26 protein-coding genes are annotated in these 26,980 nt (G+C 60.5%); 5 read left to right on the top strand and 21 right to left on the bottom strand.

What is annotated here, in order from left to right:
* Window positions 1–7 precede the first annotated feature (7 nt).
* The 4 genes from BFW87_RS23320 to BFW87_RS23305 all read right to left on the bottom strand — a co-directional run bounded on the left by BFW87_RS23320 (window position 8) and on the right by BFW87_RS23305 (window position 4,226).
* Window positions 8–1,288, bottom strand: a complete 1,281-nt coding sequence (locus BFW87_RS23320; protein ID WP_078742067.1) for a Zn-dependent hydrolase — start codon at window positions 1,286–1,288, stop codon at window positions 8–10.
* A complete protein-coding gene (locus BFW87_RS23315) occupies window positions 1,266–2,024 on the bottom strand; it encodes a DeoR/GlpR family DNA-binding transcription regulator (protein WP_078742066.1) in 759 nt (252 codons plus the stop codon). The genes BFW87_RS23320 and BFW87_RS23315 overlap by 23 nt, the downstream gene beginning before the upstream one ends.
* 220 nt (window positions 2,025–2,244) lie before the next feature.
* Window positions 2,245–3,675, bottom strand: a complete 1,431-nt coding sequence (locus BFW87_RS23310; protein WP_078742065.1) for an amidase — start codon at window positions 3,673–3,675, stop codon at window positions 2,245–2,247.
* A 113-nt stretch (window positions 3,676–3,788) separates the two neighbouring features.
* A complete protein-coding gene (locus BFW87_RS23305; protein WP_078742064.1) occupies window positions 3,789–4,226 on the bottom strand; it encodes a DUF3995 domain-containing protein in 438 nt (145 codons plus the stop codon).
* 92 nt (window positions 4,227–4,318) lie between these two features.
* Between BFW87_RS23305 and BFW87_RS23300 the strand changes: the two genes are divergently transcribed.
* Both BFW87_RS23300 and BFW87_RS23295 read left to right on the top strand, forming a co-directional pair.
* On the top strand, window positions 4,319–4,708 hold the full coding sequence (locus tag BFW87_RS23300; protein ID WP_078742063.1) for a DUF2946 domain-containing protein: 390 nt from the start codon (window positions 4,319–4,321) through the stop codon (window positions 4,706–4,708).
* Between the two features lie 94 nt (window positions 4,709–4,802).
* Window positions 4,803–6,929 carry a TonB-dependent receptor gene (locus tag BFW87_RS23295; RefSeq protein ID WP_078742062.1) on the top strand — a complete coding sequence of 709 codons (2,127 nt, stop codon included), beginning with the start codon at window positions 4,803–4,805 and terminating at the stop codon, window positions 6,927–6,929.
* A 140-nt stretch (window positions 6,930–7,069) separates the two neighbouring features.
* Here BFW87_RS23295 and BFW87_RS23290 read toward each other — a convergent pair whose 3' ends face one another.
* Both BFW87_RS23290 and BFW87_RS23285 read right to left on the bottom strand, forming a co-directional pair.
* On the bottom strand, window positions 7,070–8,086 hold the full coding sequence (locus BFW87_RS23290) for an ABC transporter substrate-binding protein (protein ID WP_078742061.1): 1,017 nt from the start codon (window positions 8,084–8,086) through the stop codon (window positions 7,070–7,072).
* A gap of 132 nt (window positions 8,087–8,218) precedes the next feature.
* Window positions 8,219–8,668, bottom strand: a complete 450-nt coding sequence (locus tag BFW87_RS23285; protein WP_026082950.1) for a hypothetical protein — start codon at window positions 8,666–8,668, stop codon at window positions 8,219–8,221.
* Between the two features lie 394 nt (window positions 8,669–9,062).
* Here BFW87_RS23285 and BFW87_RS23280 point away from each other — a divergent pair, with 394 nt between their 5' ends.
* The 3 genes from BFW87_RS23280 to BFW87_RS23270 all read left to right on the top strand — a co-directional run bounded on the left by BFW87_RS23280 (window position 9,063) and on the right by BFW87_RS23270 (window position 9,988).
* The gene (locus tag BFW87_RS23280) at window positions 9,063–9,338 is read left to right on the top strand and encodes a hypothetical protein (RefSeq protein ID WP_078742060.1); all 276 of its coding nucleotides are present in this window, start codon (window positions 9,063–9,065) and stop codon (window positions 9,336–9,338) included.
* Window positions 9,339–9,447: 109 nt separating this feature from the next.
* A complete protein-coding gene (locus BFW87_RS23275; protein ID WP_078742059.1) occupies window positions 9,448–9,678 on the top strand; it encodes a hypothetical protein in 231 nt (76 codons plus the stop codon).
* A 73-nt stretch (window positions 9,679–9,751) separates the two neighbouring features.
* On the top strand, window positions 9,752–9,988 hold the full coding sequence (locus BFW87_RS23270; RefSeq protein ID WP_078742058.1) for a DUF2789 domain-containing protein: 237 nt from the start codon (window positions 9,752–9,754) through the stop codon (window positions 9,986–9,988).
* A gap of 6 nt (window positions 9,989–9,994) precedes the next feature.
* On the opposite strand, the gene BFW87_RS23265 is transcribed toward BFW87_RS23270, so the two are convergent.
* The 15 genes from BFW87_RS23265 to BFW87_RS23195 form a co-directional block, all read right to left on the bottom strand.
* Window positions 9,995–10,198 carry a hypothetical protein gene (locus BFW87_RS23265; protein ID WP_078742057.1) on the bottom strand — a complete coding sequence of 68 codons (204 nt, stop codon included), beginning with the start codon at window positions 10,196–10,198 and terminating at the stop codon, window positions 9,995–9,997.
* A gap of 115 nt (window positions 10,199–10,313) precedes the next feature.
* On the bottom strand, window positions 10,314–11,546 hold the full coding sequence (locus BFW87_RS23260; protein WP_439848399.1) for a methyl-accepting chemotaxis protein: 1,233 nt from the start codon (window positions 11,544–11,546) through the stop codon (window positions 10,314–10,316).
* A gap of 543 nt (window positions 11,547–12,089) precedes the next feature.
* Entirely contained in the window at window positions 12,090–12,494 is a 405-nt protein-coding gene (locus BFW87_RS23255) for a TraR/DksA family transcriptional regulator (protein WP_078742055.1), read from the bottom strand.
* 420 nt (window positions 12,495–12,914) lie between these two features.
* Window positions 12,915–13,937 carry an ABC transporter permease gene (locus tag BFW87_RS23250; protein ID WP_078742054.1) on the bottom strand — a complete coding sequence of 341 codons (1,023 nt, stop codon included), beginning with the start codon at window positions 13,935–13,937 and terminating at the stop codon, window positions 12,915–12,917.
* A gap of 25 nt (window positions 13,938–13,962) precedes the next feature.
* Window positions 13,963–15,516: a sugar ABC transporter ATP-binding protein gene (locus BFW87_RS23245; RefSeq protein ID WP_078742053.1), complete on the bottom strand. Its 1,554-nt coding sequence runs from the start codon at window positions 15,514–15,516 to the stop codon at window positions 13,963–13,965.
* Window positions 15,517–15,581: 65 nt separating this feature from the next.
* Window positions 15,582–16,511 carry a sugar ABC transporter substrate-binding protein gene (locus tag BFW87_RS23240; protein ID WP_078742052.1) on the bottom strand — a complete coding sequence of 310 codons (930 nt, stop codon included), beginning with the start codon at window positions 16,509–16,511 and terminating at the stop codon, window positions 15,582–15,584.
* A gap of 49 nt (window positions 16,512–16,560) precedes the next feature.
* The gene (locus BFW87_RS23235; RefSeq protein WP_078742051.1) at window positions 16,561–16,746 is read right to left on the bottom strand and encodes a hypothetical protein; all 186 of its coding nucleotides are present in this window, start codon (window positions 16,744–16,746) and stop codon (window positions 16,561–16,563) included.
* A 151-nt stretch (window positions 16,747–16,897) separates the two neighbouring features.
* The gene (locus BFW87_RS23230; RefSeq protein ID WP_078742050.1) at window positions 16,898–17,926 is read right to left on the bottom strand and encodes a Gfo/Idh/MocA family protein; all 1,029 of its coding nucleotides are present in this window, start codon (window positions 17,924–17,926) and stop codon (window positions 16,898–16,900) included.
* A gap of 131 nt (window positions 17,927–18,057) precedes the next feature.
* Window positions 18,058–18,918: a sugar phosphate isomerase/epimerase family protein gene (locus BFW87_RS23225; RefSeq protein WP_078742049.1), complete on the bottom strand. Its 861-nt coding sequence runs from the start codon at window positions 18,916–18,918 to the stop codon at window positions 18,058–18,060.
* A 158-nt stretch (window positions 18,919–19,076) separates the two neighbouring features.
* Entirely contained in the window at window positions 19,077–20,087 is a 1,011-nt protein-coding gene (locus BFW87_RS23220; RefSeq protein ID WP_078742048.1) for a Gfo/Idh/MocA family protein, read from the bottom strand.
* An 18-nt stretch (window positions 20,088–20,105) separates the two neighbouring features.
* Window positions 20,106–22,037, bottom strand: a complete 1,932-nt coding sequence (gene iolD / locus BFW87_RS23215) for a 3D-(3,5/4)-trihydroxycyclohexane-1,2-dione acylhydrolase (decyclizing) (RefSeq protein ID WP_078742047.1) — start codon at window positions 22,035–22,037, stop codon at window positions 20,106–20,108.
* A 150-nt stretch (window positions 22,038–22,187) separates the two neighbouring features.
* A complete protein-coding gene (locus tag BFW87_RS23210; protein WP_078742046.1) occupies window positions 22,188–23,009 on the bottom strand; it encodes a TIM barrel protein in 822 nt (273 codons plus the stop codon).
* Between the two features lie 29 nt (window positions 23,010–23,038).
* Window positions 23,039–23,827, bottom strand: a complete 789-nt coding sequence (iolB, locus tag BFW87_RS23205) for a 5-deoxy-glucuronate isomerase (RefSeq protein WP_078742045.1) — start codon at window positions 23,825–23,827, stop codon at window positions 23,039–23,041.
* Window positions 23,827–24,717, bottom strand: coding sequence for a myo-inosose-2 dehydratase (gene iolE / locus BFW87_RS23200; RefSeq protein WP_078742044.1), 891 nt, complete (start codon window positions 24,715–24,717; stop codon window positions 23,827–23,829). Before iolE ends, iolB begins: the two co-directional genes overlap by 1 nt.
* Window positions 24,718–24,902: 185 nt before the next feature.
* Complete coding sequence (locus tag BFW87_RS23195) at window positions 24,903–26,840, bottom strand: bifunctional 5-dehydro-2-deoxygluconokinase/5-dehydro-2-deoxyphosphogluconate aldolase (protein ID WP_078742043.1); 1,938 nt, start codon at window positions 26,838–26,840, stop codon at window positions 24,903–24,905.
* Window positions 26,841–26,980: the final 140 nt, after the last annotated feature.

Here is a 26,980-nt window from a genome sequence, read left to right as displayed (position 1 = left end):
GCGCCACTCACCGGTAAGCGTTCGGGGTTGTACACGCGCAATGCAGCAGCGCGGTCAGCATGTGCAAGCCGGTGCGCATGTCTTTGTCATGGGTCAGCTCCGCTTCGTTATGCGACACGCCATTGCTGCTCGGGATGAACAGCAGGCACGCCGGGTAGTGGCGGCCCAGGCTGATGGCATCGTGGCCGGACACGGTCACGCTGTTGCCAACCGCCAGGCCCAATTGCTGCCCAACGCTGTAGGCCAATTCGGCAAAACCATGATGCAGGGCGATGGGCGCGCGCAGGGCACGGCTTTCCACCTCGTAGGAGGTCGACGTTGAGGCGGCCACAGCCTTGAGGCGCGAGGTCAGCCGCTCGCCGGCAATCGCCAGTAATGCGGTGTCAGGCGAGCGGAACTCCACATGCAGGGTGACGCGCGATGGCACCACATTGGGGGAGTTGGGGTAAATCTCCAGGCGCCCCACCGAGCTATGAAAGCTCGGCCCTTGTACGTCCGCTTCTGCACGGACGGCGGTGATGGCGTGGGCCGCCGCGAGCAAGGCGTCTTTACGCGCCGCCATGGGCGTGGGCCCGGTGTGGTTCTGTTCACCGTCAAAACGAATGCGCTGCTTCAGCGCGGCCCAGGTTTCACGAACAACGCCGATGTCGAGGTGATTGCTTTCAAGGCCATCACTTTGCTCGACGTGAATTTCCACATAACCCGCCACGTCCAGATCGATCAGAGCGTCACCCAGATAGCCGATGGCACTCAGCGCATCCTTGAGGCGGATGCCATCGCCGTCACGGCATTCCCAAGCCTCTTCCAGCGACAGATCGCCGGTAAACACGCTGCTGCCGATCAAGCTGGGCTGAAAGCGTGCGCCTTCCTCGTTGGTCCAGCTCACCACCGCCAGGTTGCACGCGGGCGTTTCGCCGCGTTCGCGCAGTTGCCGCGCCAGGCTGGCGATGGCCACCGCACCGGCGAGCACCCCATAGATGCCGTCGAAACGCCCGGCACTGGGCTGGCTGTCAAGATGTGAGCCGCACACCACGTAAGGCGCACCGGGGGTAAAGGTGATCAGGCCAAACAGGTTGCCGATGGCGTCCACCCGCACTTCAAAACCGCGTTCGCTCAGCCAGGCACTGAACAGGTCGCGCACGGCACCGTCTTCGGCCGACGCGGCCAGGCGGTGCAACCCACCGGCCGGCGTCGCGCCTATGGCGGAGCTGTCACGAAACAGCGCCTCGAACGCATCAAGATCGGCCGCGCTCGGCGACAGCCACTCAGGGGTAAAGGATGTCGACATGGGCGTGCTCCAGGCAGGTCGTAAACTCGGCCGACGGCGGGCGATTGGTGACCAGGGTAGTGATGGCGCTGAAGGGCAGCGTGTTGATAAACGTGCGATGGCCGAACTTGGCGTCGTCGGCCAGGATCACGCTGCGCAGGCTGTGTTTGGTCAGGGCCCGGCGCAACAGCGCCTCGGGTTCCTGGTAGTCCATGAAACCCAACTCCAGGTCCACCGCGCCGATGCCCATGAAGGCGATGTCGTAATGAAACTGCCGGACAAACTCCAGGGTATGGGCGCCGATCAGCGCATTGTCATTGCGGCGCACATCGCCGGGCACAACCAGCACCTGGTTGCTGCTGTGCTGGGTGATCAACTGGGCGATGTCCAGCGAGTTGGTGATGATGCGCAGCTGGCTGAAACCAATCAGTTGCTGCGCCAGCGCCAGGGTGGACGTGCCGGTGTCGAGAAACAGCACCATGCCTTCACTCACCAGTTTTGCCGCACAGGCGGCCATACGGGTCTTGGCCTGGGCCTTGATGCGGGTGCGCACTTGCAGCGGTTGTTCTTCGTTGAGCTTGGGCAGAATTGCGCCGCCGTGGATGCGCCGTAACTTGCCGGCTTCTTCCAGGTACTTGAAGTCGCGGCGGATGGTCTCTTCAGAGACAAACAGCGCCTGCGCCAGGTCCGAGGCTTTGACGCGCTGGTGTTGAGTGAGCAGGAGCATGATTTCATCGAGACGCGGCTGATTGAGCATAAAGAGTGCATTCCAAGGCAAGTTCAGGCGGGCAGTATCGCGCGCTTTGCGCCCACGACAGAACGCGGCACACACCGGTTCGGCAGCAGGTAAAAAGCGGCAGACGGCCATTGATCGGGTCACGGGTACCTCTCACTCATCAGGTGTGAAAGGGCAGAGAACAACACAAGGCGTTTATCCCGGGCCGGCTTCTATCGAGCCGGCTCCGCGGTGCAATCTGTCAGGGCTTGAGCATCGGGGGCAGGTGCTGATCCCACGGCGCTATGGCTTCCACGGCGGCGCAGAATTGCAGCACCTGGGCGTCGGCAAAGCGTGGGCCGACGACCTGCAAGCCAATCGGCAAACCGCTCGGGCTGAAGCCACACGGCAGGCTCGCGGCGGGGTTGCCGGTGATGTTGAACGGGTAAGTGAACGGCGTCCAACGCGCCCAGGGTACAGCGCCCTCTTCTCCCGGCCAGCCTTCGGGGGCGACCCGGTCGGCGGCGAAGGGCAGGATCGGCAGGGTTGGCATCAGCAGCACGTCGTAATCGGCAAACAGTGCATGCACGTGATTGGCGAACTGCGCACGCTGTTGCACGGCCTTGAGGTAGGCGCCGAGGTCGTAGTCAGCAGAGCGTTTGATCAGCGCGGCAAAGCCCGGGTCCAGTTCATCGAGGCGATCAGCCAGGGATTTGCCGTACGCGATGCCACGGCCACCGACCCACAAGGTTTCAAAGGTGGAGAGCGGGTCTTGCCAGTCCAGGCTTAGCGTGGTGACCGTCACCGGCAACCGTTCTGCCAGGTGATAGACGGCAGCTTCAACGGTGGCGCTGATGATCGGGTCTACCGGGGTGTTGAACAGTGTCGGGCAGTAGGCAACCCGCAGCGGCCCGAGTGGCTGATCGCAGCGTGCCAGGCAGGATTCGGTGAGTGCGGGCAGCGCCTGATGGTCCAGTGGATCGGGCCCGGAAAGGATGTCGAACAGCAAGGCACTGTCGCGCACGGTGCGGGTAATTGGCCCCGCATGGCTGAGCATTTCGGTGGCCGACCACGGCCAGGTCGGAATACGCCCCAGCGAACCCTTCATCGCGAAAGCCCCACAGAACGCCGCCGGAATACGCACCGAACCACCGCCATCAGAGCCCAGCGTGCCGGGCACCATGCGCGCCGCCACGGCAATCGCGGAACCAGAGCTGGAACCGCCGCTGGTCAGCTGCGGGTTCCACGGGTTACGGCCATTGCCGAAGACGCGCGAGGTGCTGGCGCCGGTCCAGCCGAATTCGGTGGTGGCGGTCTTGCCGAGGATAATTGCGCCGGCCTCTTTCAGGCGGCGAATGATCGGCGCGTCCTGAACAGGCACATGGTCCAGGCCGGTCAGTGAACCGCGCGTGGTGCGCAGGCCAGCCGTGGAAAACAGGTCTTTGATGCCGAACGGTACGCCATGCAACGGCCCGCGCCACTGCCCTGCTCTGGCTTCTTCAGCCAACACGCAGGCCTGCTGCAGCGCCGACTCGGCGTACACGTCACCGAAAGCATTCAATGTGGGATTGTGGGTTTCAATCGCAAGCAGGCTGTGCTCGACCAGTTGCACCGGGGACAGCACGCCCAGGCGGATGGCCTCGGCAGCGTCGGTCACGCCTGGCAGGGTGGACATCGAAGGGTCGGCGTTCATTGAGTATCCTGGGCCATCTGCGAAAGGGACCGGTGGTGACGTCAATAAACGCCTCGACAGGTGAGCCTGTCAAGTTGGATTTGTTGGTTATGTGGTTTTTGTGTGTTTTACCCTCAAGTCCACGCGACTACCAACAACCCCGCCCCCAGCACCAGGCACAATGGCGAGTAAAACCAGGTGTCCAGACGCGCAAACCGCGACCCGTAGACCTTCTTGAAAAACCCCACCAATTCCGAATCCCCGATCGCCCGTGCAAACATCACCAGGGCAATCGCGCTGATGCCCCATTGCAGGGCGCCATGGGACACCGGCGAGAAATACAGCCCGGCCCGCAAGCACACGAGCAACGCAATGGCCACCAACCCCATCGCCACCAGAAAGGTACCCAGCGCCGAGGGTTTGAAGGCTGGCCGTGGCCCCCGGGCGAATTCGCCGGGCAACTCGGGGATGGCGGCGAGGCTGCCCAACTTGCCGCCGGCCGCCCAGTACAAATGCACCATGCTGATGCAGGTAAACACCCCGACAATCCATCGCGCGATGACAAAGCTCATGACTGACGCTCCCTGAAATGTGCGAATGAGGATAGTCGCCCTGAGATTTTTTGTAGGCATTTCGTCGGCGGCTGATGGTAAAGTGCCGCCCCATGAAAATCGCCCGTGCCGACCGCTCGCTCATTGCCTGGATGCTCTACTGCTGCGTCCTGTTCAATGTGTTCGCGTGCAGCATTGGCCACGGGCAGATGCTGGGGATGCAGCTCAACGGCATCGGCGGTCAGTTCTGTACCGTAGACCCGCGCACCCAGGCGCCCGCCTCGACCACGACCACCGATGAGAACCTGCCAACACTGGCCAAGGCCTTCGGTTGCCCGCTGTGTTCCACCGGCGGCATGGGCCCGGCGCTCAGTTCCAGCCTGAACGTGGCGGTGCTGCCCCAACCCCACGCACCGCCGCCAGCGGTGGTGCTTGCCGCTGACATCCCTGCCCGTTTCACCTGGCCCACGGCCAACCCGCGCGCGCCTCCTGTTTTCGCCTGATCCCTTCGCTGTCTGATCTGCACCCGTCAACGCGCCCAATCGGGAATGCGCACGGCTGTGCGTTGTTTCGAGCCAAGTTTTTCAGGATTCAACCATGAAACATTTACCCTTGTTGGCGGGCCTGTTCGGCTGCCTGCCCCACTGCGCCTGGTCGATCGAGCTGGCCCCCACCACCATTGATGGCGAGCAAACGGCTGAGCCCGGGCTGGCCCTGGACCAATCCAGCGGCATGGCGTCGCGCCTGGGCCTGAGCGTGCGGGAAACCCCGGCGTCAGTGGCCATCGCCACGCGAGACGACATTGAGCGCCATGGCGCCAAAACCTTTCGCGATGCGGCCAACACCCTGCCCGGCGTGAATGCCAGCGCACCGCCGGGGTTCGGCGGTTTCGTGTCGTATCGCGGTTTTACCAGCAGCCAGATCACGCAAATGTTCAACGGCATCAACGTCGCCACCGGCCTGGCGCGGCCGGTGGACGCGTGGATCTATGACCGGGTCGAACTGGTCGGCGGCTCCTCCTCCTTGATCAACGGCGCGGGTTCGGTGGGCGGCTCGCTGAACTACGTGACCAAACTGGCCACCCGCGAGGAACAGGCCGCCGAAGGCCAACTCACGTATGGCAGCTACGACACGGCAGGCATGGCCTTTGGCCTGAACCATGCGCTGACCGAGCCCGGTGCCGAGGTGCAGCATTACGCACGCCTGGATGTGAGCCGCAACACGAATCACAGCTATATCGACCGCGATCAGCGCGATGCCTGGAGCGTGGCGTTTTCCCTGCTCAGCGACCTGACGCCAAACCTGTCCCACACCCTGGCGCTGGAATATCAGGATGAACACGAAGACAGCCCTTATTGGGGCACTCCTGTGCTCAACCCCAAGGCCGGCGAATTGAAAATCGACAGACACAACCGCTTCAACAACTACAACGTCGCCGATGGCCGTTACGAACAGCGCACGCTCTGGGCGCGCTCGATCATCGACTACCGGATCAACGACAGCACTACGCTGAAAAACACGCTGTATCACCTGGACAGCCAGCGCGACTATCGCAACCTGGAAACCTACCAGTACAACGCCGACAACAGCGCGGTGAACCGCTCTACCGCTTATCAAGTGCGCCATCAGGGCGAGCAGAACGGCAACCAGTTCGAGTTGCGCCATGACGACCGTCTGTTCGGCCTCTCAACCACGTGGTCCGGCGGGTTTGAGTACAAGGTCAACAGCACCACCAACAACCCGCTGAATGTGCCGGGCAACAGCACGGTGAATCCAGATAACTATGATCCCGGGCACTTCTATGACATTCCCGGAACCAAGCCGGGCTTCGTCAAGGACAAGACCAACGCAGTCACCACCCGGGCACTCTTTGTGGAAAACCGTCTGGGCCTGACCGATAAACTGTCTTTGCTGACCGGCTTGCGCTACGACGCCATCGACCTGGATGTGACCAACCACCGCGTGGTCACGGCCACCAACCCACGGCACTTCAAGCGCAGCTGGGAGCCTGTCACGGGGCGCGTGGGCCTGACCTACCAGTTCATTCCATCAGCCAATGTGTATGTGCAATACAGCACCGCCGCCGAGCAGCCGTCGACCACGACGCAGGCATTTGACGTGTCGACCGGCAAACAGTGGGAAGTCGGCAGCAAATTCGACTACCTGGACGGTCGCGGTTCGGCCACCGTCGCCGCCTACAAGATCGAGCGCAAGGACTTTGCCGTCACCGACCCGCTGGACCCGAACAACAGCATTCCGGTGGGTGCCCAGACGTCCAAAGGCATCGAACTAGCCAGTTCATTGCGCATCACCCCAAGGTTGCTGGCCGAAGGCAACTTCGCCTGGGTGGATGCCGAGTACGACGACTTCAACGAGAAAATTGCCAGTGGCGCCGTGGTCTCCCGCAAGGGCAATACGCCGACCAACGTGCCCAAACGCGTGGGCAACCTGTGGCTGACGTATGACTTTGCCGAGGACTGGCAAGGGGGTGTGGATGCACGGTATGTGGCGCAGGTGTATGCGGACAACGCCAACACCCAGACGGTGCCGGCCTATACGCTGTTCGGGACATTCCTGCGGTACAAGGTGGATTCGCACACCTCGGTCACCGGCCGGGTGCGCAATTTGACGAATGAGGTGTATGCCGAGTTTGCGCATGTGTCGCCGGCGTATTACCTGGGGTCGCCGAGGACGTTTGAGGTGGCTGTTCAGACTAAATTCTAAAATGTAAAACACGGTCAGTGTGGGAGCCGGGCTTGCCCGCGATAGCGGTGTGTCAGGCGAGCGATTTGCTGGCTGGCTTACCGCTATCGCAGGCAAGCCAGCTCCCACATTGGGTTCTCCATTCGGCAGAAATACCGTGGTTATTTCAGGCTCGCCTCAACCTTCTGCGCCACATCTTCCGTCAACCACGCCTTCCACACCTCCGGATGCTCTTTGAGAAACGCCTGAGCCACATCCCGTGGTGGCGTATGGTTTTCACTCATCGCCGCCAAGGCTTTATTCAGCGGTTCGATAGGAAACTGAACCTTGGTAAAAAACGCGGCAATCTGCGGATGTTCCTGCTGGAACGGCGTCGACACACCAATGCTCAACTTGGACGCCAACGAGCGTGTCGGTCTGGGGTTGGGGTTGTCTGCATCGGTCAGCGTCTTCCAGGCATCCGCATCAAACGGCGGTTCTTCCAGCTGGATCAGCTTGTAACGCCCCATCAGCGGCGTCGGCGACCAATAGTAGAACAGCACCGGCTTGCCACGGCGGATTGACGAGGCGATCTCGGCATCCAGCGCCGCGCCCGAGCCACTGCGAAAATTCACATAGCTGTCGTTCAAGCCATACGCCTTGAGCTTCTGCGCGTTAACCACTTCCGAGGTCCAGCCGATCGGGCTGTTGAGAAAGCGCCCCTTGCCGGGCGACTCCGGGTCTTTGAACACGTCCTTGTAGCGCGCCAGGTCCTGCACCGTCTTGAGGTCCGGCGCCAAGGGTTTGAGGCCCTTGGACGGGTCGCCCTTGACCACGTATTCCGGCACCCACCAGCCTTCGGTTGCGCCTTTGACCGTATCGCCCAGGCCCAGCACTTTGCCTTCGGCTTCGGCCTTGATCCACACCGGGCTGCGGCCGGCCCATTCTTCGCCGATCACCTGGATGTCATTTTTCGCCAGCGCGGTTTCCAGGGTAATGGTGGTGCCGGGCAAGGTGTCGGTGGGCAAATCGTAGCCCTTCTCGACGATAAAACGCAGCACTTCGGTAATCAGGCTGCCGCTTTCCCAGTTCAGGTCGGCAAAGTGCACCGGCGCCTGGGCGGCGGACACCGGCAACGAAGCCACTGACAAACTCAAGCTCGTCAGGGACGCAGCCAACAGGGATCTCAATCCTTTCATGCTTTTGCACCTCGCGTGTTCGCAGCAATAGCGGAGGGCTTTGCTGCTTATGCGCGAAGCCTCTGAATAGTTAAGTCAACTCAACTGTAGTAGAGGTTCCGGGAGAGAACGCAGGCACGCGGTGTTTATGAGTTACTCGCTGGCCTTGAAGGTCACCAATTCACCCTTGCGCCACTTGGCGGCTTTGCCGGTGACGGCTTTGAGGGTTTTGGTCAAGCCTTCCTGCAATTGTTCATGGGCGGCAAACACCAGCATCACGCTGTGGCCTTCCTTGAACACAATGCCCTGGCCTTCGGCTGAAGAAACAAAGGCGTAATCGCCCAGGCCATACACCGTCAACTTGATATCGCGGAACTTCAACTCGAACTTGCCGCCTTCACGACTGGGCAACACGGCGGCACGAAAATGGTCGCCCACCTTGAGCTCCAGGCGTGGCTTGTCGTCCACCACCAGCGCCGTTTCGGTGTCGATTTCGGCGATGTAGATGCCTTCCGGCGTCTGCTCAGTGATGTAAACAAAACGGGATTGAAACTGCTTGACCAACTTTGCGCGCAAATCACCCAGCACGAACAATGCGTGCATATCCAGATTACTGACTGCCAAGGAAACGCCCCCACATCAAAAAGAGTGCTGACCACCTGAGCGGGCAGCACAAAAAAACGGCCCGCAGGCACGATCACACAACACATGCTTTAAAAAACTGAAGAAGATCCCATTGCTGCACCGTAAGACTAGTACAGCCGTGCACGATATCGGCATCATAGGAGATCACAGGTTCTGCGGCCCGAGAATACGAGCCGACCCGCTTCAGAGAATAACCCCATTAAAAACGCAGTTTCCGACAACCATCACATCACAAAATACTTGGCATGGAACCAAGCATGGACTGCCGACGACAATACTAAAACAGCAACACGGGTCAAAACCACCCGAAACGCTGGGGTGACTCAACACGATCGATCGACAGGAGCTGACCATGCAACCACGTCAACACGCCGCCATGTCTTCGCGCACTCGTTCATCCTGTCAAGACGAGCGCCAATACTACTGCCTGGAAAGCACCAGCGGGTACTCCAATTCCGTTCTTTACCAAGTTGTACCTGCCGGACGCAATTTCTTTCATATTCTGGAAGTGACCAGCGGCAGGATCAAAGGCTTTCGCAGCAACCACATTCAGGCCTGCGCACTGGCCAAAGAACTGGAAGCCAACCTGCACGCCCTGCACGGTGGAATCGTTTCGTCACCTGGCTGACTTTACCGCGCCGCCGTCGCCCAACAACTGCCATACTGACCCGTCCATTGGAATTTGCCCCTTGGGGTCTGGTTTCATCAGTGCAGTTACCTTGAAGGGAAGGCTATACGTGACGGAATTTGATATTGGCGAATTTTTCATCCATGGCGATGCCAGGGAAGTAGACGGTGAGTTTCAAGCGGTCATCATCATGCGGGCCAAACCACCGCTGACCAAGGTGACTACGCACCAGGTCGAAAAAGATCGCTGGTTCAAGACGGTCGACGCTGCCGCCATTGCCGCAAACGACGCGGCAAAGGCTCTGAAATCCGCCGTGGATTCAGGTGCACTCAATTCCTGACAATCCGATAGAACTCTGCCGCGCGCCAACCCTCACATGCACAACGACCATCACTTTGCATGGAGAATGATCTATGGACGCGCCTATCCCCACCCTTGAAACCCTGTTTGAACAGCTGGGCCTGGACTCTACCCCCGAGGCCATCGACGCCTTCATCGTTGCGCACCCGCTGCCTGAAGCCGTCAAGTTGATCGACGCACCGTTCTGGACGCCACAACAGGCACAGTTTCTAAAGGAAGAATTGCGCGATGACGCCGATTGGGCGATCCCGGTAGACGAACTGAATCAGCGTCTGCATCAATCACACTGACGCACTTCAATGCAGGCTGTCTGACTGTTCAAGCTGCATCAGTGATTGCCAGGCAGCCCTGCATTCTTCCGCTTCATCGCGACTGGCGAATGCCGTGCCGCGCTGCTCACCATTGAGCAGCACCACCCAACAGGCTTTTTGACCCAGCGCACGCAGGGTTTCAGGCACGCCGCTGCCGATCATCACGGCGACATCGACTTTGTTTTGCATGGTCCTTCTCCACAGCATTAGTTAGCTTGCTAACAATGTTGACCATGCTACGATTTTCTTCCAGTTGGAAAAAGCTATCTGCGGAATAGCTCCATTGCATAAACAGCAACAATCCCTAACGCCCTGCCTTCGCACTTTCCGGTTTATAGCCCAGGCGCAACCCGCCCCAATGGCGGCCGTTGACCATGATCGGCACTGACAAATCGTGCATAAGTTCGCCCGTATCGCGGGTGTAGGTCTGCAACAGCACCGCTTGCTGATGGCTGCCGCAGCGAATACCTGTGCGGTCTTCGAACTTGCGCTTGGTGCGGTTTTGCACGGCGTCGACCTGAGCGTCCCCGGTCAGGGCGTGTGAAAACGCTTTGTTATGAGTCGGAACATACCCTTGAGGTGTGCAGGCAATGGCAAACACCAACCCTTCATGGCGCGGCAGCAGCGCTTCCTGGATCGCCGGCAACACCTGATCGGTGTAGCCATCGAAACGCGTGTGGTATTTGCTCGGGCTCGTATTTGGAATGGGCGTGTAGCTGCGGTCAAACAGGTCGACCGCGCTGATACGGCTTTGCAATACATCCGCCTCAAACTGTTCGGCAATGCGTTTGGCGCCTTCGCGGGCCAGGTCGTAGATGCGCTGGTGATAGTCATCCAGCCCGACTTCCGCCAGGCGCTCACTGATGGTTTCCGCCTGCCCTTCCATTTGCACGGCCACCTCCGCCAGTTGGCGCGTCTGCTGGTCGCTCACCGACAAATCGCTGCGCATCTGCTCCACTGCATGAAACAGGCTGTCGAGCTGCGCACGGTTGGTGTCGGTGCCTTGGGCAATTGCATTGACCTGGCCCTCCACATCCGCCGCCAGGCTGGCGATGCTCTCCAGGTGTTCGCCAGCCTGCTCAACCTGCTCGACGCCGACATGAAGGTCTGTCGACAGATGACGAATCTGTTCCACCACCTGGGCGGTGCGCTGCTGGATATCGGCAACCATCACCCCGACTTCATCCGTGGCCGTGGCCGTACGCCCGGCCAGGCCGCGGACTTCATCGGCAACCACCGCAAACCCGCGCCCGTGCTCACCGGCGCGCGCCGCTTCAATGGCGGCGTTCAACGCCAGTAGGTTGGTCTGGCTGGCAATCGACTGAATCACCAGGGTGACACGCTGGATCTCCTCACTGCGCTGGCTCAACGCCTCGATCAGCTCGCGGCTGGCGTTCGCGCGCTGGCTGAGCTGATGCATACGCGTAATCGACTGAACCAGCACTTCACGCCCTTCGGTGCTGCGCTGATGGGCCTGGCTGGCCGAGCCCAAGGCCTGGCGGCTGAGTTGAGAAGTGACTTGCTCGGTGCCGATCATCACCTCGGCGCTGCTGACGATCTGCTTGGCCGCGCTCAATTGCGACTGCAGGCGTGCGGCCAGTTGCTTGACCGAATAGGCCACGCCGGCAGCGGACAGTGCGTTATGACTGGTGGTATAGGAAAGGTCGCGGGTCAATTCGCCCATCGGATCGGCGGCCTGGGAGGGCACACTGCGTGGCGTTCGCGCTTTCAGGGATGGCAGCCAGATCACCAGCAAGGTGATTGGCAGGCAAACGTAGAGCGGCAAGCCGGCAAACGCCAGGCCCGGCAGTACCAGCATCAGGGCGATGCTCTGCAAGAGCGGCGTCAGCCAGCCGGGCAGCGCACGCGCCACCGTTTGCGGTGGCACTGCTGCGCCCATCAGAGATCCGTCTCCAGCCATCGTTGTTACCCCACTGCTTGTCGTTATTGTTTCTGCATTAGACGCCACTATCGGGCCATTATCCATGGGCCTTTGGTGGGGTGGCTTGCAGCAGATCAATAGACGTGGGTGTAACCGGTATTTCCGGGCGCCGCCGCTGCGGCGCCCACACTCAAGGCATCAGGCCTGGCGCTGGTGCTTGTCGATTTGCTCGTGGCGCTCTTGCGCTTCGATGCAGTATTTGGTGGTCGGGCTGATCAGCAGGCGCTTGAGGCCGATGGCCTCGCCGCTGTCATCACACCAGCCAAAGGAATCTTCCTTGATACGTTCCAGAGCACGCTCAAGTTGCGGCAGCATGCGCTGGTCGCGGTCGATGGCATTCACCAGCCAGGTGCGCTCTTCTTCAACGGAAGCAGCGTCAGCCGGGTCGGCCGGGGTGTCCAGGCTTTCAATGGCGATGCGGTTCTGCTCAATGCGCTCGTGGTGTTCCACTTTCATGTCTTGCAGCAGCTGCTCGAAAAAAGCGTGCTGTTCGGCATTCATGTAGTCATCCGCCGGCATGGCCAGCAACTTTTCCTTTGTCATTGATTTCTCTATAAAAAATACGTGCATTAAGGCGAATAAGGGAGCGTTCCGGCCGACCTTTGCAGGTCTCGGAAAGGCGCCATCCATTCCAAGCGCCACCCGGCACTCAATTTACGAGGGGCGGCAGTCTAAGGCCGACTTGAGGGCGCAGCAACTGAAAAGACAGGCAATTTTTCCGAGATAACCCCCAAAAGCACCAGGACGGGCTCGGCGAATGGTCATCGGAGTGCGTTTATAGCAAGAAATTCAGTGTTGTGGAGCTATATAGAAGACAAACGGTTAGAACGGCCTGATAAAGATCAAGTGTGGGAGCCGGGCTTGCCCGCGATGCAGGCGACTCGGTCCGTCAGGGCTACCGAGTTGATGCAATCGCAGGCAAGCCAGCTCCCACAGTTGATTGGTGTCTGTCGCAAGACAATCTCAGCGTTTGAGCTTGCGCTTGTTGCGGTACTGGTCGATCACCACGGCAATCACAATGATCAAGCCTTTGATAATGTCCTGGATGTAGGCATCCACCCCGACAAAGGTAAACCCGCTGGCCATCACGCCGAGGATCAGCGCGCCGATCACCGTGCCGGTAATGCGCCCTACCCCGCCCGCCAGGCTGGTGCCGCCGATCACTGCGGCAGCAATCGCATCCAGCTCATACGACATGCCCATGCCGGCCTGGCCGGTCGCGGCACGTGCCGAGGCCACCACACCGGCCAGTCCTGCCAACAGGCCTGCAATGCTGTAGACAATGATCAGGTGGCGCTTGACGTTAATCCCCGAGGTGCGCGCCGCCTGCATGTTGCCGCCGATGGCGTAGGTGTACTTGCCGTATTTGGTGTAACGCAGGGCGATATGGAAGATCACCGCCACCACCAGGAAGATGATCACCGGCATCGCGCCATGGCCGATCGCCGTGTACGAGTCCGACAGCATGCTCACCGGCTGGCCTTCGGTGTAGTACCGCGCCAGGCCACGGGCCGAGACCATCATGCCCAGGGTCGCGATAAACGGCGGAATGCCGGTGACCGCAATGATACTTCCGTTGATTGCCCCCGCCAGCAGTCCCACCCCAAGCCCCATGGCCACCGGGATCCACACCGGCAAGTCGGTCAGGCTCGGGAACACTGCGCGGGAAAAGTCCGAGGTTTGCGCCAAACTGGCGGCGATCATCGCCGACAGCGCCAGCACCGAGCCGGAAGACAAGTCGATCCCCGTGGTGATGATCACCTGGGTCACGCCAATCGCCAGCAGGCCAATGATCGACACTTGCAGAATCATCAGCACCAAACGCTGGGAGTTCAGCAGGAAACTCTGGTCACGCACGATCCAGCCGAACAGTTCAAACACCAGGCCGATGCCGATCAGCACCAGAAAGATGCTCAGCTCGGTCGGCAAGCGACGCCGGTGCTTGACCGGTGCCGTGGCAGGCTTGTTGTCTGTTATTGCGTTCATAGCCAATCACCTTCTTATTCTGGAGTCAGTGGACTGCGGTCATACCGGAAGCCAGCTGCATGACTTTTTCCTGGGTCGCCTCGCTGCGGTCCAGGGTGCCCATCAGGTCGCCTTCGTGCATCACCATCACCCGGTCGCTCATGCCCAGTACCTCGGGCAGCTCGGAAGAAATCATGATCACGGCCATGCCTTCACTGGCGAGGAAGGAGATCAGACGGTAAATCTCGGCCTTGGCGCCGACGTCGATGCCACGGGTAGGTTCATCGAGAATCAGCAACCGTGGGTTGGTCATCAGCCAGCGCGCCAGCAAGGCTTTTTGCTGGTTACCGCCCGACAGCGTGTCGATGCATTGCTCAAGCGACGGGGTTTTCACCCGCAGCTTCTTGCACATGTCTTCACACAAGGCGCGCAAGGCCTTCTGCTGGATAAAACCATTGCCCGAATAGTGCGGCAGCACCGCCATTTCCATGTTTTCCAGCACCGACAGGCATGGAAACAGGCCGCTGAGCTTGCGGTCCTCGGTCAACAGCGCGAAGCCTTTCTCGATGGCCATGTGCGGGTCGGTGATGCGCACCGGCTTGCCGTCCAGGGTGATTTGCCCGCCGCTGCTTGGGGTAATGCCGAAAATGGTTTCCGCCACGTTAGTGCGGCCCGAGCCCATCAACCCGGCAATGCCGAGGATTTCACCGGCGTGCAGGTCAAACGACACGTCCTTGAACACGCCGTCCAGGCGCAGGTCACGCACCGTCAGCAACAGCTCGCCGATCGGCGTCTCGCGCACCGGGAACAACTGACTCAGCTCGCGGCCGACCATCATCGAGATCAGGCTGTCGCTGTTCATGCTGTCGGCGCGCTGCAGGCCGATGTAGTGGCCGTCACGGAACACCGCCACTTCATCGGCGATGGCAAACACTTCGTTCATTTTGTGGGTGATATAGACGATGCCTTTGCCCTGGGATTTCAGGTCGGCAATGATCGAAAACAGGTGGGCCACTTCTTTATCGGTAATGGCCGACGTCGGTTCATCCATGATCAGGATGTCGGAGTCGTAGGACACGGCCTTGGCAATCTCGACCATCTGCCGCTCGGCGATGCTCAGGTTGCCCACGTGTTCTTCAGGGTCCAGGTTGATGCGCAAGCGCGCCAGCAACTCGGCGGTGCAACGGTGCATTTCACGGTGGTTGACCATGTGCAGGCTGTTGAGCTGCTCACGGCCGATCCAGATGTTCTCGGCGATGCTCATGTGTGGCATCAGGTTGAGTTCCTGATGGATCATCGCGATCCCGGCTTTTTGTGCCGCCAGCGGTGTTTCAAACACGATCGGCTTGCCGCGCAGGCGGATTTCACCGGCGTCGGGCTGATAGATGCCGGCGATGATTTTCATCAAGGTCGACTTGCCTGCACCGTTCTCGCCCATCAGCGCCAGCACCGAGCCGGGGCGCACACGCAGTTGCACATCGGCCAGGGCCACGACGCCGGGAAAGCCTTTGCTGATGTTGACGATTTCCAGCAGGTAGGGTTCTTCCAACAGCGGGGGCTGGGTACCCGAAGGCTGCGAGACAGTCGCTTGAGCGAGCATAGAAAGGTACTCCATCTGCAGGGCGGCCGAGGCCGCCCTGCCGGCTTATTGTTGTTATGTCAGGGCTACTTGAACTTTGCGACGTTGTCCGGGGTGATCAGCTGGAACGGGATCACCTGGTTCTGCTCCACCGGCTCTTTCTTGGCCATCTTGCGTGCCGCTTCCACCGAACCGACGGCCTGGCCGTTGGCGTCCTGGAACGCCGATGCCGCCATGTCGCCCTTGGTGATCGCGTTCAAACCGTCCGGCGTGCCGTCAACACCCGCAATCAGTACGCCTTTCTTGCCCGCCGATTTGAGGGCCATGGATGCACCGATCGCCATTTCATCGTTGTTGGCGAGTACTGCATTGAAATCGCGGCCTTGAGTCAGCCAGTCGTTAACCAGGGTCATGCCCTTGTCACGCAGCCAGATCCCGGTCTGTTCCTGCTCGATCTTGATGCCCGGGTACTTGGCCAGCACTTCCTTCACGCCCTTGGTGCGGTTGGTGGTGGAGTTGTTCGCCAGGTCGCCCAGCAGAATCACGATATTGCCCTTGCCACCGAGTTTTTCGGCGATGTACTGCATTTGCAGGCGGCCGGCCTCGGTGTCGTCAGAGGTCACGGCGACCACATCCTTGGGCAAGTCTTTCTGATCCGGACGGCGGTTGACGAACACCAGCGGGATGCCCGCCTTGGTCGCCGCACTGATGATGTTCTTGGTCGAGGCGGTATCCACCGGGTTGACGATGATCGCGTCGACCTTCTGGCTGATGAAGTTTTCAACCTGGCTCAGTTGCTTGACCACATCGGCGCGGGCGTCTTCGAACTGCAGTTGCACGCCGTCACCCTTGGGATAGGACTTGGCTTGCTTGTCCATGTCTTCGCGCAAGTAAGTCAGGAAGGTGTCATCAAAGGCGGACATGCTCACGCCTACCTTGAGGTCGGCGGCAGAGGCAAAACCACTGGCCAGCATCATTGACAGGGCCAGCGCGGTAAAACGGATCGGGGTCTTCATGAACGGTCTGTCTCCACATTCTTGTTTGTTTTATTGGACGTAGCGTTTATCAGAGCGGGGCTTGCGAAGACGGCAGTCGAACAATCGGTGCACCTGGAATGCAGCAGACCAGCGCGCCTTTGTTTTCGACGAACAGCACATTAAGGAAGGAGAAATAAAACGGCCGGGCGCGGGGCAGACCGCGTGGCGTGTTGGCAGGGCGTAAAACTCGCAGTACAGCGTTAAAGATTTTCATCTGACGGTACCTGGTTGTTTTTGATCTTGTTTTTGTTGAGTCGCCGAAATCGAGTCCGAGCGTACTTTCTGCAACCTGGAAAAGACTTTATTGGAAAATTAATTCCATATCAACACTATTTGGAATTTTGTTCTATTTTTCTGGAAAACCCCTACAGCTGCTTTGTTTCGACCACTTGCTGACGCTCGTGACTGAGGCGCGCGGCGTCCAATATACGGGTAGTTTCCAGCGCGTCACAGGCGTCCACCGGCAACGGCCCCTGCCCTTGCACCGCACTGTGCAACTGGCGATAGAACTGCGTCCAGCAGCCTTTTTCCGACGGCACCCGCTCGCGCTCCTCGCCCTGCTCAAACCAGCCCCAGCGCCGGTGCTCCTCGGCGCCCCAGTGCTCGCCTTCGGTTTTCGGTGATTTACCCGCCAGCAACAGTTCTTCCTGGCCATCCAGGCCGTCGACGGTGTAACAGCCCAGCGTGCCACTGACCCGAAAACGCGGGGCCTGGCTGTTTTGCAGCGCACTGCCCCACAGGTGCGAAATCACACCGTTGGCGTGGGTCAGGGACACGAAGAAGCCGTGGTCGAGGGTCGGGTGTTCCGGGCTGAACTGGAGTTGCGCGAACACCCGATCCACTGGGCCGAACAGTTGCATCGCCTGGTCCACCAGATGGCTGCCCAGATCGCGCAGCCAACCGCCGCCGCTGGGGTTGCCCACGGCTTGAGGGCTGTAGCGCTCCACGCGGGACTCAAAACGGGTGATGTCGCCCAGTGCACCCGCGTCGATCAGCTTGCGCAAGGTCAGGAAATCCGAGTCCCAACGCCGGTTCTGATAAACGCTGAGCAGCACGCCCTGACGCTCGGCCGCGGTAATCAAGGCCTGGGCCTGTTCCGCGTTGCTGGCGAAGGGTTTGTCGCTGACCACCGCCACGCCGTGTTCGATGGCTTCCAGCACCAAGGCCGGGCGGCCTTTGAGAGTGGTGGAAATCACCAGCGCATCCACACCCGCCTCGACGATCTGGCCGATGGAGTCAAAGGCCTTGAGCCCGGGATGATCGCTTGCCAGTTGCTGGCGGCGCTCCGTTGAACGGGTCACCACACCGACAAAGGTCGCGCCTGGCAGGGTCGCAATCAGCGGTGCGTGAAAAAAGCGGCCACCGTGGCCGTAGCCAACCAATCCGATTCGCATGGGTCGATTCCTTGATCGTTCCCACGCTCTGCGTGGGAATGCAGCCCGTGACGCTCGGCGTCACATTCAAAAGCGGACGCGGAGCGTCCAGTGAAGCGTTCCCACGCGGAGCATGGGAACGATCGAACGCGCTAGGCACAGAGTTCACGGGTCACCCGCTCCAGCATCATCCGGCTGGATTCATCCGGCCGGTCTTCCCAGGCAAACACCGAAACCGTGGCAATGCCATCGAACTTGATCTCGCGCAGGGTGCCGAAAAACGCCTCCCAATTCACCTCGCCCTGGCCGATGTCCAAGTGCTGGTGCACGGTGGCGGTCACGCCCGGCGGGTTGACGATATAGCGCAGGTTCGACGAGGCGCGGTGGTTGTAGGTATCGGCGATGATCAAGTGGCTGAGTTTGGAGCCTGCGTACTTGAGCATCGAAGCAATGTCGCCTTTGCCATCGTCGTAGAAGAACGTATGCGGCGCAGCGTAGAGGTAGTTGATCCAGTCGCGGTCCAGACCACGAATGATGTCCACCGACTCGTTGTTGCGCTCGCAGAAGTCGTACGGGTGCGCCTGGATATCCAGCTTGACGCCTTCACGTTCGAATTCCGGCATCAGCTCGTCCATGGAACGCATGAACTGGTTTTCGCAGACCAGCGGGTTGTCGGATTGGCCGGTGAATTCGCTGTTGACCAGTTCGCAGTCCATTTCCACGGCAATCTGGATCGCGCGCTTCCAGTTGCGCACGGCGGCCACGCGCAGGCCTTCATCGGCGGCGGCCCAGTGGTACATCGGCAACAACGAGGACAGTTGCACGCCGGCGTCGCTCAGGGCTTTGCGAAATTCCTTGATGCGCGCACGGTCGACGCGGGCGGCTTTGTAGAAGGGCAAAAAATCTTCGCGGGGGGACAGCTCTATGTGCTGGTAGCCAAGCTCGGCGGCCTTGTCGACCATTTGGCCGAGGGGCAGGTGGCGGTACATGTAGGGGTCTAGTGCGATGCGCATGTTCGAGTGCTCCCGTCTCTGAAATTGGAACCCAATCCAATGTGGGAGCTGGCTTGCCTGCGATAGCGGTGTATCAGTGAAAGGTCTGTATCTGATAGATCGCTATCGCAGGCAAGCCAGCTCCCACATTGACCGGGCACCTTCAGTGGAATAGGTGGTTAGCCGTAAAAATGCGGCCGTGGCGGCAGGCCGACCTTGACGATCTGCTCGCTGTTTTGCGCTTCAATGCACGCATCCGCCGCCACCGCCGCCGCAAACCCGTCCCACGCCGATGGCCCGCCGACTTGCCCGGCGCGCACGCTGTCGATAAACGCCTGCAACTCCACGTCATAGGCGCCGATAAAGCGGTCTTTCCAGTCCATCAGAATCGCATTCGACAGCTTCGCACCGCTGCGCAGTTGCACCTGCGACGGCTCCGGCAGTTTGGCAATACCGGTCTCACCCACCACTTCGCACTGAATGTCGTAGCCGTACTGGCAGTTCACAAACACTTCCACATCGATGCGTGTGCCTTTGGCGGTTTCCAGCAACACGATTTGCGGGTCGCGCAGGTGGGCCAGGGCTTTGCTCGACTTGCGCGGGAACACCACTTGCACCGACACGTAGTCGTCGTTGAGCAGCCAGCGCAACACGTCCAGCTCGTGGATCAAGGTGTCGGTGATCGCCATGTCGGTCTTGTAGTTCTCGCCCACCGTCGGGTTGCGGTGGGCGCAGTGCAGCATCAACGGCTCGCCGATCTGGCCGCTGTCGATCACCGCTTTCAGGGCGCGATAGCCTTCGTCGTACGGGCGCATGAAACCGACTTGCACCAGGCGTTTGCCGTAGGCGATTTCGGCATCAACAATTTTGCGGCAGCCTTCAGCCGTCACGGCCAGGGGCTTTTCGCAGAACACTGGCTTGCCGGCGGCAATGGCGGCGAGCACGAATTCTTCATGGCTCGGGCCCCAGGAGGTCACGAGAATGGCCTCGACCTGGGGCGAGTTGATCAGCGCATGGCCGTCTGCGTAGACCTCGGCCGCAAGTTTCAAGTCAGACACTACCTTGGCAGCCTGCTCAAGGTTGATGTCGGTCACTGCCACCACTTGGCTGTTGAGCAGGGTCTGGCTGCAACGACGAATATGGTCCCGGCCGATAGCGCCCGTACCGATCACACCTAGCTTCAAAGACATACAAAACTCCTCTTGTTATTAGTACTGCCGGGCCTTGGCCAGCTGTTCATTGAGTTTTTTCGCGGCAGCATTCGTGCGTTCGCTGGTGGACACCTGCGCCACACCCACACGCCACCACGACAGGTAGCCGTGGACCATGGTCTTGGGCAGCACTTTGATGTCGATCAGGGTCGAGACGCTTTGCGTGCGCGCATCCGCCAGCGCCGCTTCAAGTTGTTCCACGGTACTGACCTTGTAGGTCTTGCAGCCATAGGCCGCGGCGCTCATGGCGAAGTCCACCGGCACCAGGCCGCCGTCGAGCTTGCCGCTCTCGGGGTTGCGGTAACGGAATTCGGTGCCGAAGCTGTCCATGCCATTGTTGATCTGCAGGTTGTTGATGCAGCCAAACGCCATGTTGTCCAACAGCACCACGTTGATCTTGCGCCGCTCCTGAATCGAGGTGGCCAGCTCCGAGTGCAGCATCATGTAGGAGCCATCGCCGACCAGTGCGTAGACCTCTTTCGTGGGCTCGGCGAGTTTCACACCGAGGGCCGCGTTGATCTCGTAACCCATGCACGAATAGCCGTATTCGACGTGATAGGTGTTCACGCCCTTGCTGCGCCAGGCGCGCTGCAAATCGCCTGGCAGGCTGCCGGCCGCGGCGACGATGATTGCGTCGTCGGCCAGGGTCTCGTTGAGCACGCCGAGTACGCGGCTTTGGGTCAGGCACGAGCCGGTCAGTTCGATGAATTCGCGCAGTACCGCGCGGTCGAGGTGGTCATCGACTTCCGGTACGAAGCCGTCGCCTGAATACTCCACTTGATGCACACGGTCGACTTCGGCATCCAGTTGCGCCTTGGCGTCGCGGACCTGCTCGCCCCAGCCGGAACGGTAATCCCCCAGGGCATCAGCCAGCGCCTCAAGGGCAACCTGTGCGTCGGCCAGCACTTGCACGCCGTCGAGCTTCAAGGCGTCGCAGGGGCTGATATTCAGGTTGAGAAACGTCACGTCCGGGTGGTTGAACAGCGATTTGGACGAGGTGGTGAAGTCGGTGTAACGAGTGCCGATGCCGATAATCAGGTCGGCCTGCGGCGCCAGCAGGTTGGCCGCCAGGCAACCGGTTTCGCCAATGCCGCCGACGTTCAGCGGGTGGCTGGAGATCACTGCGCTCTTGCCGGCCTGAGTCTCCGCGAAGGGAATCTCGAAGCGTTCGGCGAACGCCTGCAGCGCGGCATTCGCGCCGGAGTACTTCACTCCGCCGCCGCAGACGATCAGGGGTTTGCGCTTGCCACTGAACGCGGCCAATGCATCGCCAATCATCGCCGCAGTCGGCGGGCGACGGTCAATGCGGTGTACACGTTTTTGCAGGAAGTAATCCGGGTAATCCCAGGCTTCAGCCTGCACATCCTGGGGCAACGCCAGGGTCACCGCGCCGGTCTCGGCGGGGTCGGTGAGCACGCGCATGGCGTGGATCGCCGCCGTCATCAACTGCTCGGGGCGGTTGATGCGGTCCCAGTATTTGCTCACGGCGCGAAAGGCGTCGTTGGTGCTGATACTCAAGTCGTGGAACTGCTCGATCTGTTGCAGCACCGGGTCCGGCTGGCGGCTGGCGTAGACATCGCCGGGCAACAGCAGCAGCGGGATACGGTTAGCGGTGGCGGTTGCAGCGGCGGTGAGCATATTCGCCGCGCCCGGGCCGACCGACGCGGTGCACGCATAGATCTTGCGACGCAGGTGCTGCTTGGCAAAACCAATGGCGGCGTGGGCCATGCCTTGTTCGTTGCGGCCCTGATGCACCACCAGGTCGCCGCTGTCTTGTTCCAGCGCCTGGCCCAGGCCGAGCACATTGCCGTGGCCGAAAATAGTGAACACCCCGGCGACAAACTTGCTCTGCACGCCATCGACTTCGATGTATTGGTTATCCAGGAACTTCACCAGGGCCTGGGCCATGGTCAATCGTGTTGTGGTCATCACGTGCACCCTGTGTAAATGCAAGTCCATTGATCGGCAGAGATCCAATGTGGGAGCTGGCTTGCCTGCGATGGCGGCGTGGCAGGCACTTTATTTGCTGCTGACAGACCGCTATCGCAGGCAAGCCAGCTCCCACAGGTTTGATCGGTGTCAGGTTTGGGAATTTCGCAGGTGGATGATGCTGGCCCCCAGAGCCTGCTGGATATCCGTCAGCTCATGCACGCTTTCAGCAAACGGCTCAAACGACAGATAACCGCTGTAACCCGTACTCAACAACGTGTCGATCTGCGCGGCGTTGCCAAGAATGTCGCCCTCACCCACTAGCACGCGGTGGCCGTCGCGGATCGAATTGAGCGGTGCCTCGGCGTCTTCCACGCCGGAGATATGCACCAGGCCGGTCAATTGCGGGAAGAACTCCTGCTCGCTGGCCAGGTGATGGTGAAAGGTGTCGTGCACAAGGCGGAACACATCCAGGCCGCCGATGGACTGGATGGCGTCGACTGCCACGCGTTTGCGGCGCAGCGCGCATTCTTCAAAGCCCAGGGGCTCGATAAAGCCGAGAATCCCGTATTCACGCAGGATCGGCGCCAGCTCGCTCAACGCGGTGCGCAGGCCGGCCGCGCGCTGGGCTTCGTTGCGCGTATCGCCGCGCTCGTTGAGCGGGCACATCACCAAACCCTGGGCGCCGCATTCACGGGCGTAGGTGGCGAGTTTGATCGCTTGGGCGCGGCGCTCGTCATTCCATACATCAAAGGGGTACAACGCGTTGATTGACAGCACCGTGATGCCCTGCACCGCGCACAACTCGCGCACGCGGCTGGCGGGGGTGCCGAACTCGATTTCGTGGCCTTTGAGGTCGTTGCGGATCTCGATGGCATCGCATTTCAGGGCCGCCGCCAGCTGGATGAAATCCGGCAGGGAAAGGTCTGGCGCAACCATGCGGTTAAGGGCAAAACGCAGAGGCGACTTCATTGTTGTTGTTCTCCGTCCAAAACCGCTGATTAAAGGTCCAGCAGCCAGCTGTGCTGCGGGTCGTTATGGAAATGCCAGGCGCGTTTGGGGCCGGCCATCACGTTCAGGTAATAAGACTCGTAACCGTACGGCACGCTGACCGGGTGATAGCCCTTGGGCACCACCACCAAATCACTGTTTTCCACGGCCATGGCCTGGTCGATGCTGCGGTCATCGGTGTAGACGCGCTGGAACACGAAGCCTTGGGGCGGGTTGATCTGGTGGTAATAGGTTTCTTCAAGAAAGCTCTGGTGCGGCAGGTCGTCGGTGTCGTGTTTGTGCGGCGGGTAGCTCGACGAGTGCCCGGACGGCGTGCGCACTTCCACCACCAGCAGCGAATGCGCAGGCTCACTGTCGGGCAGGATGTCGCACACATAGCGGGTGTTGGCGCCTTTTCCGCGCACGCTGCGCTTGCATTGTTCCGGGCGAATCAGCCGGGGTTCGTAGCCTGATGCTCCGGGCGCGGCGCAGACAGCAATCTGCACGTCGCTCAAGGCGGTGACCTGAGCGTCGGTGCCCGGCGGCAGGTAGGCGGCAAACGGGGATTTGTCTTCAAACACCGACTGGCGATCACCGAGGTTCTGCCAGTTGAAGCCCTCGCCCTCGATGTTCACGCGACCACTGAGCAGCACCAGGCACAACTCCTGATCGCCTGCGGTGACCGGCAGGGTTTCGCCGAGGCTCAGGCGGTAGGCGGCAAAACCCACGTATTCCAGGCGTCCGTCTTCGAGGGCAACCATGGTTTGCCCGCGTTTGCTGCTTTTGACCAACAAGCTCATCACTTAGTCCTCTCATTGAGCAGCGCGCGCAAGGTGTCGTAGCCTTTCTTCGCATAGATATAGCTCGGCGCCACCGCCGGGTCCTGCTCGGCCTCGACCACCAGCCAGCCCTCGTATTTGGCCGCCAGCAACACGTCGAGCAGTTCGGCAAAATTGATGTCGCCATCGCCGGGCACGGTAAAGGTGCCGTTGACGATGCAGTCGGGAAAGCTCCACATCTGATTGCGCGCCAGCTGCACCACCGGTTTGCGCACGTCCTTGAAGTGCACGTGGCAAATACGCTCGATGTGTTTGCGCAGCACCTCGATGGGCTCGCCGCCGCCCATGTAGCAGTGCCCCGAATCGAACAGCAGGCCGACTTCCGGGCCGGTACGGCGCATCAACTGATCAATGTCTTCCGGGGATTCGACGTAGGCGCCCATGTGGTGGTGGTAGGCCAGGCGCACGCCCTGGGACAGGGTGAAGCGCGCGAGTTCGGTAAGTTTGTCGGCGTAGTCCTGCCAGGCCTGCTCGCTGTGGAAACGCGGGCGTTCGATCAGGCGGACTTTGGAACCCTGGATCGAATCGGCGACTTCGCCGTACACCAGCACCGTGGCGCCGTTCTGTTTGAGCAGTTCGACGTGGCCGGCGATGGCTTCGATTTCTTCCGCCACCGAGCGGCGGGCCAGTCGGCTGGAGTACCAGCCCGAAACGAGCGCCAGGTCATACGGGCGCAGTACGTCGCCGACGCCTTTGGCGTCCTTGGGGAATTTGCCGTTGAGTTCGAAACCTTCGTAGCCGATTTCCTTGCCTTCACTCAAGGCGGTGCTCAGCGGCGTTTCACCGCCAAGGGCCGGCAGGTCGTCGTTGCTCCAGGAGATCGGGTTGATGCCAATTCGGATTGCGGGCATGGCTGCACCTATTGTTATTTTTCAGATATCACTGAGTTCTGCTTTATGTGGGAGCTGGCTTGTGTGGGAGCTGGCTTGCCTGCGATGGCATCACCTCGGTTCGGCAGTTGAACCGAGTCGACAGCATCGCGGGCAAGCCCGGCTCCCACAAAAAGCACCTCCCACATTGGATTGCATTTCAACTTTTAAGCCCGGGCGCTGCGCCAGGCGTTGATGAGCTGTTCGAAGGTAGCCTGCACCTGCTGAATCAGGCTCTCATCATCAATCTCCCCCGCCATCCACGCGCGGCTTGGTTCCTGGAAGATCGTGCGGCCCACGGCGAACCCTCGGCACGTGGTGCTTTTGCCGGCTTGCCGGAAGCCATCGGCGAGAAACTCGGCCGACGCATTCAGGCCCAGCAACACCACGCCACGGCAGTACGGGTCGCGCTCCTGAATCAGTTCGTCGAGCTTTTTCCAGTCCTCGGCCGACTGCGCCTCAATCTTCCACCACGCCGGGTAGATGCCCAGGTTGTACAGCCGCTTGAGGCTGCGGTAGAGCACATCCGGATAAGTGGACGGGTGATCCTTGGGCGGGATGACTTCCAGCAGCAGTTCATGGCCACTGACAATAGACGCCTCGTACACCGCCTTCAGTTGCGCCTCCTGCTCCAGACGCAGCATGGGCTCGTCGTCCGGGTGGAATTGCACCAGGCACTTGATGATCTGTTCCTGTGGCCAGGCGATCAGGTTGCTGCCCACCGAGCGACCGTGTTCAAACGCCAGGGGCCTTGAGTTCTGCACTTCCACTGGGCGCGCGATCCACCAGCCGCGACCGCTGGCGGCGTTGAGTGCGTCCTGGCCGAAACGCTGGTCGGCGAGCAGGCCCACGTCGGCCTCAACGCCCTCCTCGGCGAGTTTTTTCTCCACGCGTTCGATGGCCTGGATAAACAGCTGCTTGATGTCGCTGATGCGCGCCGGGTCCTGGCCGCCTTTTTGTGCCAGGTCCACCAGTTGCCAGCGATGGTCGAAGGCAAACACAAACAGTTGCTTCCAGGTTTTGCGCGGCACGGTCACGCGATGCAGGCGTTGCAGGGTCACGTCCTGATCGGGCCGCGTGATCGGCACCGGGCTGCTGAACAGGTAATCCAGTTCCGCCGGGGTCGGCATGGCCGGGGCACAGGCGTGGCGCGAGACCACCAGGCCACCGCAGGCATTCGCCAACTGGCTGCAACGCTCATCGCTGGCGTCATTGATCCAGCCGCTGAGGAAGCCCGACATAAACGCATCGCCGGCGCCCAGCACATTGAGCACTTCAACCCGCACGCCTGGGTAAATCGCGCCGTCTTCCAGCCGCGCCGGAATCGCACCGTGAATCACCGTGCAGCCCTGCGGGCCGAGTTTGACCACCAGGGTTGCCGGGGTCAGTTCGCGCACGGTGCGCAACGCGGTGAGCAGGTCTTCACTGCCGCCTGCGATCAGAAATTCTTCTTCGGTGCCGACGATCAGGTCAAAGCGCGGCAAGATTTTCTGCACGTGCGCACTGACAGTCTGGTCGGCGACAAAACGCGTTTCACCGTCAGCCTTGCCCGCCAGGCCCCACAACACCGGGCGATAATCGATATCCAGTACGCGTTTGACGTTGTGCCTGGCGGCGTAATCCAGCGCCTGAATGCTGGCCTTGTACACGCCATCAGTGGAGAAATGCGTGCCGGTGATCAGCAGCGCCTTGCTGGAAGCAATAAAGGCTTCGCTGATGTCTTCGGCGCGCAGGGCCATGTCGGCGCAATTTTCGCGGTAGAACACCAGAGGAAAGGTTTCGCGGTCCTTGAGGCCCAGCAGCACCAGCGCAGTGAGGCGTTCCGGGTCAACCTTGATGCCGCTGACATCGCAGCCTTCGCGGGCCAGGGATTCGAGCAGGAAGCGGCCCATATGGTCGTCGCCGACCCGGCTTAACATCGCCGACTTGAGCCCAAGCCGCGCCGTGCCGAACGCGATATTGGCGGAGGACCCGCCGAGGTACTTGGCAAAGCTGGACACGTCCTCAAGCCGCGCACCGACTTGCTGTGCATAGAGGTCGACGCCCAGGCGCCCGAGGCAAATCAGATCCAATTGACGCCCACTGGCAAAACGAGTCTGGCCCATGCTGGCTCCTGTTATTTTTATCAGCCTGCGTTGTGCCGCCGTGGCGACGGCAAACGCTCTTGGTGGGAGCAGACTAGAACGTTCAGCGACGCCAATCAATATTTATTCCATAATTATTTTTAGTGGAATATTTTTTCCAA

The sequence above is a fragment of the Pseudomonas fluorescens genome (assembly GCF_002022275.1).
Taxonomy (GTDB): domain Bacteria; phylum Pseudomonadota; class Gammaproteobacteria; order Pseudomonadales; family Pseudomonadaceae; genus Aquipseudomonas; species Aquipseudomonas fluorescens_AJ.
The sequence above is the reverse complement of the archived record's forward strand: the minus strand, read 5'-3'. Positions and strand labels throughout refer to the sequence as shown.